The organism is Stenotrophomonas sp. S41, from assembly GCF_016624625.1.
Lineage (GTDB): Bacteria > Pseudomonadota > Gammaproteobacteria > Xanthomonadales > Xanthomonadaceae > Stenotrophomonas.
This window is the reverse complement of sequence record NZ_JACVTV010000158.1, coordinates 1-7,514: the sequence shown is the minus strand read 5'-3', so window position 1 is coordinate 7,514 and position 7,514 is coordinate 1. Positions and strand designations below refer to the sequence as shown.

7 protein-coding genes are annotated in these 7,514 nt (G+C 68.9%); 1 reads left to right on the top strand and 6 read right to left on the bottom strand.

The genetic code is table 11. The features are described from left to right. Positions 1 to 87: 87 nt before the first annotated feature. Genes IAE56_RS20055 through yidD form a run of 3 tightly spaced genes read right to left on the bottom strand, consistent with a single transcriptional unit; the run spans position 88 to position 2,538 of the window. Entirely contained in the window at positions 88 to 936 is an 849-nt protein-coding gene (locus IAE56_RS20055; protein ID WP_200753726.1) for a M23 family metallopeptidase, read from the bottom strand. Further along, positions 936 to 2,282, bottom strand: coding sequence for a dihydroorotase (locus IAE56_RS20050; RefSeq protein ID WP_200753725.1), 1,347 nt, complete (start codon positions 2,280 to 2,282; stop codon positions 936 to 938). Before IAE56_RS20050 ends, IAE56_RS20055 begins: the two co-directional genes overlap by 1 nt. Before the next feature lies 1 nt (position 2,283). Next, on the bottom strand, positions 2,284 to 2,538 hold the full coding sequence (gene yidD, locus IAE56_RS20045; protein ID WP_108747043.1) for a membrane protein insertion efficiency factor YidD: 255 nt from the start codon (positions 2,536 to 2,538) through the stop codon (positions 2,284 to 2,286). Positions 2,539 to 2,809: 271 nt separating this feature from the next. Here yidD and dksA point away from each other — a divergent pair, with 271 nt between their 5' ends. Then, complete coding sequence (gene dksA, locus IAE56_RS20040) at positions 2,810 to 4,051, top strand: RNA polymerase-binding protein DksA (RefSeq protein ID WP_200753724.1); 1,242 nt, start codon at positions 2,810 to 2,812, stop codon at positions 4,049 to 4,051. A 250-nt stretch (positions 4,052 to 4,301) separates the two neighbouring features. Here dksA and IAE56_RS20035 read toward each other — a convergent pair whose 3' ends face one another. The 3 genes from IAE56_RS20035 to cysS are packed head-to-tail and all read right to left on the bottom strand — an operon-like array spanning position 4,302 to position 7,430. Then, a complete protein-coding gene (locus IAE56_RS20035; RefSeq protein WP_108758198.1) occupies positions 4,302 to 5,549 on the bottom strand; it encodes an MFS transporter in 1,248 nt (415 codons plus the stop codon). Continuing rightward, positions 5,546 to 5,998 (bottom strand): SufE family protein, encoded by a 453-nt coding sequence (locus tag IAE56_RS20030; protein WP_108769379.1) that lies wholly within the window; start codon positions 5,996 to 5,998, stop codon positions 5,546 to 5,548. Before IAE56_RS20030 ends, IAE56_RS20035 begins: the two co-directional genes overlap by 4 nt. A gap of 55 nt (positions 5,999 to 6,053) precedes the next feature. Next, positions 6,054 to 7,430: a cysteine--tRNA ligase gene (gene cysS / locus IAE56_RS20025; RefSeq protein ID WP_200753723.1), complete on the bottom strand. Its 1,377-nt coding sequence runs from the start codon at positions 7,428 to 7,430 to the stop codon at positions 6,054 to 6,056. Between the last annotated feature and the right edge of the window lie 84 nt (positions 7,431 to 7,514).

The following is a 7,514-nucleotide window of genomic DNA, read 5'->3' as shown; positions in this document are numbered from 1 at the left end:
GGGGGGGGGGGGGGGGGGGGGGGGGGGGGGGGGGGGGGGGGGGGGGGGCCGCCCGCCGCCCCCCCCCCCGGCGACGAAGCGCGTGCATTATTTGCGTTCCAGCACCAGCAGCGGATCGATGCGGGTGTCGAACCAGTTCATGCCCCAGTGCAGGTGCGGGCCGGTGGCTCGCCCGGTGGCGCCGACGGCGGCGATCACCTGGCCCTGGGTCACCCGGTCGCCGACCTTCACGTCGATGCGCGACAGGTGCAGGAAGTTCGAGCTGACGCCGTAGCCGTGGTCGATCAGCAGGGTGCCGCCGGTCAGGTACAGGTCCGGGCCGGCGAAGGTCACCACGCCGGCGGCCGGTGCCTTCACCGGCGTGCCGGTGGGCACGGCGATATCCATGCCGGAGTGTCCGGCGCCGGTCTGGCCGTTGTATACGCGCGCATTGCCGAAGCGGCCGCTGATGCGGCCCTGCACCGGCCAGATGAAGGTCTGGGTGAAATCGGTGCGGTCGTCATCGCGGGCACGTGCGGCGGTCACCTGCGCCTGTTCGCGCTTGATCCGTTCGGCAATCGCCGGCGGCGGGTTGACCGTCTTCGGCGGCACGCCGTTGACGCGCTCGGTCGGCCAGTCGCGCGGGGTCACGTTGATGGTGGCGGATTCGCTGCCCCCATCCGGTCGCTGCACCTGTACCTGCAGCGGGCCCTTCTCGTCGCGGCCGATGCCGAACACCACGCTGCCGTAGCTGCTCACCCGCAGCTGGCGGCCGGCGTACTGCACGCGGCTGCCGGCGGGCACCTTGCCGATCACCAGCGCGCCCTGCGACGCGCTGGCCGGAAACACCACGCGGCTGTCGATCAGGCTGCCGATGCCATCCTGCGCCTGGGCTGCCGGTGCGGTGAACAGGGGCGCGGCCAGCAGCAGCGCCCCGATCATCAGTGCCGGACGCATCAGCGGTCGTAGGTCATGCGCTGGCCGGCGGGTTCGCCGACGAGCTTGCTGCCGTCCCACACCAGCTGGCCGTTGACCCAGGTCGAGGCCACGCGCGAGCGGAAGGTGGTGCCTTCGAACGGCGACCAGCCGCACTTGGACAGCACGTCCTCGCGCTTGACGGTGAACGGCACGTCTTCCACCAGCACCAGGTCGGCGAAGTAGCCTTCGCGCAGGAAGCCGCGCTCTTCCACGTCGAACAGCTGCGCCGGGGCGTGCGCGAACTTCTGCACCACCTGCTCGCGGGTCAGCTTGCCTTCGTGCACGCGCTCCAGCGCGGCCACCAGCGCGTACTGCACCAGCGGCAGGCCGGACGGTGCCTGTGCGTAGGGCTTCTGCTTCTCTTCCCAGGTGTGCGGGGCGTGGTCGGTGGCCAGCACGTCCAGCACGTCATCGGCCAGCGCAGCGGTGATCGCTTCGCGGTCGGAAACTTCCTTGATGGCCGGGTTGCACTTGATCAGGTTGCCCTTGGTCGCGTAATCCGGGCGCGCGAAGTGCAGGAAGTGCACGCAGGTTTCAGCGGTGATCTGCTTGCGGCTGCCGTCGGCGCGGATCAGCGGGCCCTTCTCGAACAGCGCCAGCTCGTCGGCGGTGGAGATGTGCAGCACGTGCAGGCGGGTACCGTGCTTGCGTGCCAGCGACATCGCCAGGCGGGTCGACTTGATGCAGGCCTCGCGCGAGCGGATGTCCGGGTGCATGTCCGGGGTCAGTGCGTCGCCGTACTTCTCCTGGAAGGCCTTGAGGTTGGCATCGATCATCGGCGTGTCTTCGCAGTGCGTGATGATCGGGGTCGGGCATTCGCGGAAGATCGCGTCCAGCGTCTCCGGGTCGTCCACCAGCATGTTGCCGGTGGAGGCGCCCATGAACACCTTCACGCCCGGCGCCTTCTTCGGGTCCAGCGCGCGGATCGCTTCCAGGTTGTCGTTGCTGGCGCCGTGGTAGAAGCCGTAGTTGGCCCAGGCGCGGCCGCGTGCCAGCTCGTACTTGGCTTCCAGGATGGTCGAATCCAGGGTCGGCGGGTTGGTGTTGGGCATGTCCATGAAGCTGGTCAGGCCGCCGGCCACCGCGGCCGCCGATTCGCTGGCGATGTCGCCCTTGTGGGTCAGGCCCGGTTCGCGGAAGTGCACCTGGTCATCGATCATGCCGGGCAGCAGCCAGCGTCCGGCCGCGTCCACCACCTGTTCGCCGTCGCGCGGGGCCAGGCCACTGCCGATCTGCGCGATGCGGCCGTTCTCGATGCGCAGGTCGCCGTCGAAGGTGCGGCCTTCGTTGACCATGCGGGCGTTGGTGATGAGGGTGGAGGACATGTCAGTGTTTTCCTGTGCAACGGCAAGAGGGGGCGTTGGGGGATTCGGGCACCGGGTCGAAGCCGCCGGGATGGAACGGGTGGCAGCGGCCGAGGCGGCGCGCGGCCAGCCAGCTGCCACGCAGCGGACCGTGCATCGAGATGGCGTCCATGGCGTATTCAGAACAGCTCGGCACGAAACGGCAGCGCGGCCCCAGCAGGGGGCTGATGAAGCGCTTGTAGAAGCGCAGCAGGGCAATGAGCAGGCGCGAGATCACCCAGTCATCTTATGCCAGTTGGCATGAAGGCCGCATTTGTGCAGGATGGGCTGTTGGTCGCATGTCGCCCATGGCCTGCGACCGGTACCGGCACCGTGGGGTGCCGGCCAGGTTCCGTACCGCGCAGGGCGGTCCATGTTCGTCGGACCGACACTCTGGGCCGCTGGCTCCAGGACTGAATGGAGCAGGCCCCCAAGGTTGCTGCTGCGGGTCGGGTAGGCTATAAAGGCCCGCTTTCCCGGGCCCCGGGGAATCCAAGGAAGAGCGTTTCGTGGCTGCTAAAAAAACTGCAAAGAAGGCCGTCGAGGCCGCCAAGAAAACCGCCAAGCCTGTTGTGAAGAAGTTGGCGGCCAAGCCTGTTGCCAAGAAGCCGGCCAGCAAGACGGCCGCCAAGGCAGCATCCTCGCAACCGGCGGCCAGGAAGGCCACCGCAACGAAATCGCCGGCCAAGGCCAGCAAGCCAGCGGCGAAGAAGGCCGCTGCGCCGGCCAAGGCCAAGCCCGCGGCAGCCAGCAAGAAGGCGCCGGTGGTGAAGAAGGCAGCCAGCAAGGCCGCACCGGCCAAGAAGGCCGTCGCCAAGCCGGCACCGAAGAAGGCTGTCGCCAAGCCCGCGCCGAAGCCGGTGGCCAAGAAGGCCGCGGCCAAGCCGGTCGCCAAGCCGGCGGCGAAGAAGGCTGCACCGGCTAAACCCGCCGCCACGCCTGCCGCTGTAAAGAAAGCCACCAAGAATGTCGCCAAGCCGGCTGCCAAGCCGGCCCCGGCCCCGGTAGTGAAAACCGCACCGAAGCCCGCCGCCAAGGCAGCTCCGGCCAAGTCTGTCCCGGCCAAGACCGCGGCAGTGGCAGCAGCCAAACCGGCCCCCAAGCCGGCCCCGGCCGCCACCCCTGCAGCATCGACCGCCCCGCAATCCAAGAATCCCGTGCCCGTTTCGAAATCGCCTGCCAAGACCGCCGTGAAAACCGCCGTGAAACCTGATCCCGCTCCGAAGACCGTGTCGCGCCCCGTGGGCAAGGTCGCCGTGGCTGTGACCGCCCGTTCGGCGGCGCCGGCCCCGCGCAGCAAGTACAAGGTCGTCGAATACAAGACCGACGAGGCCACCGGCCGCCCGATCCTGCCGACCGGCTACAAGCCCGGCTCGGAAGAGGAGTACATGAGCCCGCTGCAGCAGGAATACTTCCGCCAGCGCCTGCAGAACTGGCGCGCCGACCTGGTGGAAGAATCCAAGCAGACCATCGAGAACCTGCGCGAGGAAGTGCGTGACATCGGCGACGAAGCCGAGCGCGCGACCCGCGAGACCGAGAACTCGCTGGAACTGCGTACCCGCGACCGTTACCGCAAGCTGATCGGCAAGATCGACAGCACCCTGAAGCGCCTGGAAGCCGGCGACTACGGTTACTGCGTCGACACCGGTGAGGAAATCGGCCTGGAGCGCCTCGAAGCACGCCTGACCGCCGAGCGCACCATCGACGCCCAGGAGCGTTGGGAGCACCTGCAGAAGCAGCAGGGCGACTGATTCCAGAGCGTTGTCTGGTCATGCGAAAAACCCGGCCTCGGCCGGGTTTTTTGTTGGGTGATCGTGCTCTTGTAGAGCCGAGCCCACGCTCGGCTGGCCGTTCTTTTGTAGAGTCGAGCCATGCTCGACTGGCCGTTCTGTAGAGTCGAGCCATGCTCGACTGGCTTCTGAAAAGCAGTCGAGCATGGCTCGACTCTACAGAAAGCCGCGGCGCCGTCGCGATCATCAGAAAGCCGCGGCGCCGTCGGAATCACTGCAGGTCGCGCAGATTCAACTTCCGCAGCGTCGGGTTCTTCCACGCGGTGATCCCGGCCACGCTCAGCACCGCGAACCCGCCCAGCACCACTGCTGGCACGAGGCCCAGCAGCTTGGCCATCGTGCCCGCGTAGAACGCGCCCAGCTCGTTGGACGAGCTGATGAAGATGCCGTTGATCGACGACACCCGCCCGCGCATTTCCTCGGGCGTGGCCAGCTGCAGGATGGTCGACCGCACCACCACCGAGACGCCGTCGAAGGCCCCGTAGAACAGCAGGATCAGCGCCGACAGCCAGAAGTGCTGGGACAGGCCGAAGCTGACCACGCACAGGCCGAAACCGGCCACGGCGAACAGCAGCACGCGGCCGGCGTTCTTCTGCAGCGGGTGGCGGGCCAGCCACAGGCCGACCGCGATCGAGCCCAGCGCCGGTGCCGCGCGCAGGATGCCCAGGCCCTCGGGGCCGTAGTGCAGGATCTCCTGCAGGAAGGCCGGCAGCATCGCCACCACGCCGCCCAGCAGGACCGAGAACATGTCCAGCGCCATCGCGCCGACCATGATGCGGTTGCCGACCACGAAGCGGGCGCCCTCGGCGATGCTCTTGAAGATCGGTGCGGCCGGGCCGTCATGCACCGGCTCGCTCACCTTCAGCGTGGCCAGGCAGCCCATCGCCACCACGGCGAAGGCGGTGGCCACGCCATAGGACAGGCCCTTGCCGCCCCAGCCGACCAGGATGCCGCCCAGCGCCGGGCCGACCACCATGCCCGACTGGAACACCACGCTGCCCAGGCCGGCGCCGCGGGCGAACTGGCTGCGTTCGAGCACGCGGGCAAACAGGGCGTTGTAGATGGGCGACAGGAACGCACGGACCATGCCGGTCAGCGCGATGGCGGCATAGATCGGCCACACGCCCTGGAACGGCAGCCAGCCGGTGGCCACGCCGGTCAGCACCACCGCGGTGGCGACCAGGCCGGCGCAGGCGACCATACCCAGCCGACGGCGCGGCAGGTGGTCGACCAGGTAGCCGGCAAACGGCGCCACGCAGAAGAACGGCAGTACCTCGGCCAGGCCGACCAGGCCCAGCGAGAACGGATTGCGGGTGACTTCGTAGATGTGCCAGCCGACGGTGACGGCCACCACCTGGTAGGACAGCATCGCGAAGATGCGGTAGGCCAGCAGCTTGGCAAAGCCCGGCCGGCCCAGCAGGGCCAGCGCGCCTTCGTCTCCGGTGGCGGCCGCGGTCACGGCTGTTCGCGCTGCAGCTGGGCCTGCGCGGTCTCGCGGATGAAGGCCAGCATGGCCGCCACGCCGTTGCTGCGGGTGGGCGACAGGTGGCGGGCCAGGCCGATGTCCTGGATGTAGCTCGGCTCGGTGTCCAGGATCTCCTGCGCCGAGCGCCCCGAATACACGCGCAGGGCCAGGAAGATCAGGCCGGAGACGATGGCCGAATCACTGATGGCGTGGAAGCGCAGCGACTGCGCGTTGCCCTCGGGCACGATCCAGACCATCGACTGGCAGCCGAGCAGGCGGTGTTCTTCGGTCTTCCATGCATCGGGGAAGGCCGGCAACTTGCGGCCGAGGTCGATCAGGTACTGGTAGCGCTCGGACCAGTCGCCGAAGAAGGCGAATTCCTCGGCGATGGCGGCCTGGGCTTCGGCGGCGGTGGGTTCAAGCGGGAACGGGGAGTCGGTCACAACGGTCTCTACAGTGGGGGCGTGGCCGGACGCGCCGGCCACGGGGCAGGGCGGGTCAGGCGCGCTTGCGCACCCAGCGCACGCCCTGCGGGGTGTCTTCCAGCACGATGCCCTCGGCGGCCAGCTGGTCGCGGATGGCGTCGGAGCGGGCGAAATCACGGGCCTGCTTGGCGGCGGCACGCTCGTCGATGAGCGCCTGGATGCGCGCATCGTCGTCGCCTTCGCTGGCCGCGGTGCCGAACCACTGCGCCGGTTCGGCCTGCAGCAGGCCCAGGGCCAGGCCGGCGCCGAGCAGCTCTCCCTTCAGGCGCGCGCGTTCGGTCGGGTCGGTGGCGCGGCGCGCCTCACCGGCGATGCGGGCCACTTCGGCCAGCGCCTGCGGGGTGTTCAGGTCGTCGTCCAGGGTCGCCTCGACGGCCGCCGGGATCGCCGCCGTGGCGGTGACGTCGGCCAGGTCGCGCAGGGTGCCGTACAGGCGGTCCAGGGTGCGCGCGGACTGTTCGATCAGCGCGTCGGACCAGTCCAGCGGCTGCCGGTAGTGGGCCGACAGCAGGGCCAGGCGCAGCGCCTCGGGCGGGTGCTGGCGCACCAGGTCGTGCACGCGCTCGATGTTGCCCAGCGACTTGCTCATCTTGGCGCCGCCGAAGTTGAGCATGCCGTTGTGCATCCAGAAGCGGGCGAAGATCCGGCCGCCGTGGGCGCATTCGCTCTGCGCGATCTCGTTCTCGTGGTGCGGGAACTGCAGGTCTACGCCACCGGCATGGATGTCGATGGTCTCGCCCAGGTGGGCGGCGGCCATCGCCGAGCATTCGATGTGCCACCCCGGGCGGCCACGGCCCCACGGCGATTCCCAGCCGGGCAGGTCGTCGCTGGACGGCTTCCACAGCACGAAATCGCCGGCATCGCGCTTGTACGGGGCCACCTCGACGCGGGCACCGGCCAGCATTTCCTCCGGATCACGGCGCGACAGCTTGCCGTAGCCGTCGAAGCTGGCCACCGCGAACAGCACGTGGCCCTCGGCGGCGTAGGCATGCCCGTTGGCGATGAGCTGCTCGATCATGGTGATGATCTGCGGCATGTGCGCGGTCACCTCCGGCTCGATGTCCGGCGGCACCACGCCCAGCGCGGCCATGTCTTCACGGTAGGCGGCGGCGAACTTGTCGGTGATGGTGCTGATCGGCACGCCCTGCTCACGCGCGGCGTTGTTGATCTTGTCGTCCACGTCGGTGATGTTGCGCGCGTAGCGCAGGCCACCGAAACGGCGCCGCAGCAGGTCGGCCAGCACCCCGAACACCACCGGGCCACGGGCGTTGCCGATGTGCACGTAGTTGTAGACCGTCGGGCCGCACACATACAGGGTCGGACAGGCCGGGTCGATCGGGGTGAACGGTTCGAGCTGGCGAGTCAGGTTGTTGTGCAGGCGCAGGGTCATGGGGCTGTGGCTGGGGGACAAGCCTGTGATTTTAGAACGTGTCGGGCCCCAATGGGGGGATGGCCGACGGCCGCCGGGCGGGGC

What these genes read in the sequence shown, in the direction of transcription:
- IAE56_RS20055 (WP_200753726.1), bottom strand. Translation starts at nt 936, where the DNA reads ATGCGTCCGGCACTGATGATCGGGGCGCTGCTGCTGGCCGCGCCCCTG.
- IAE56_RS20050 (WP_200753725.1), bottom strand. Translation starts at nt 2,282, where the DNA reads ATGTCCTCCACCCTCATCACCAACGCCCGCATGGTCAACGAAGGCCGC.
- cysS (WP_200753723.1), bottom strand. Translation starts at nt 7,430, where the DNA reads ATGACCCTGCGCCTGCACAACAACCTGACTCGCCAGCTCGAACCGTTC.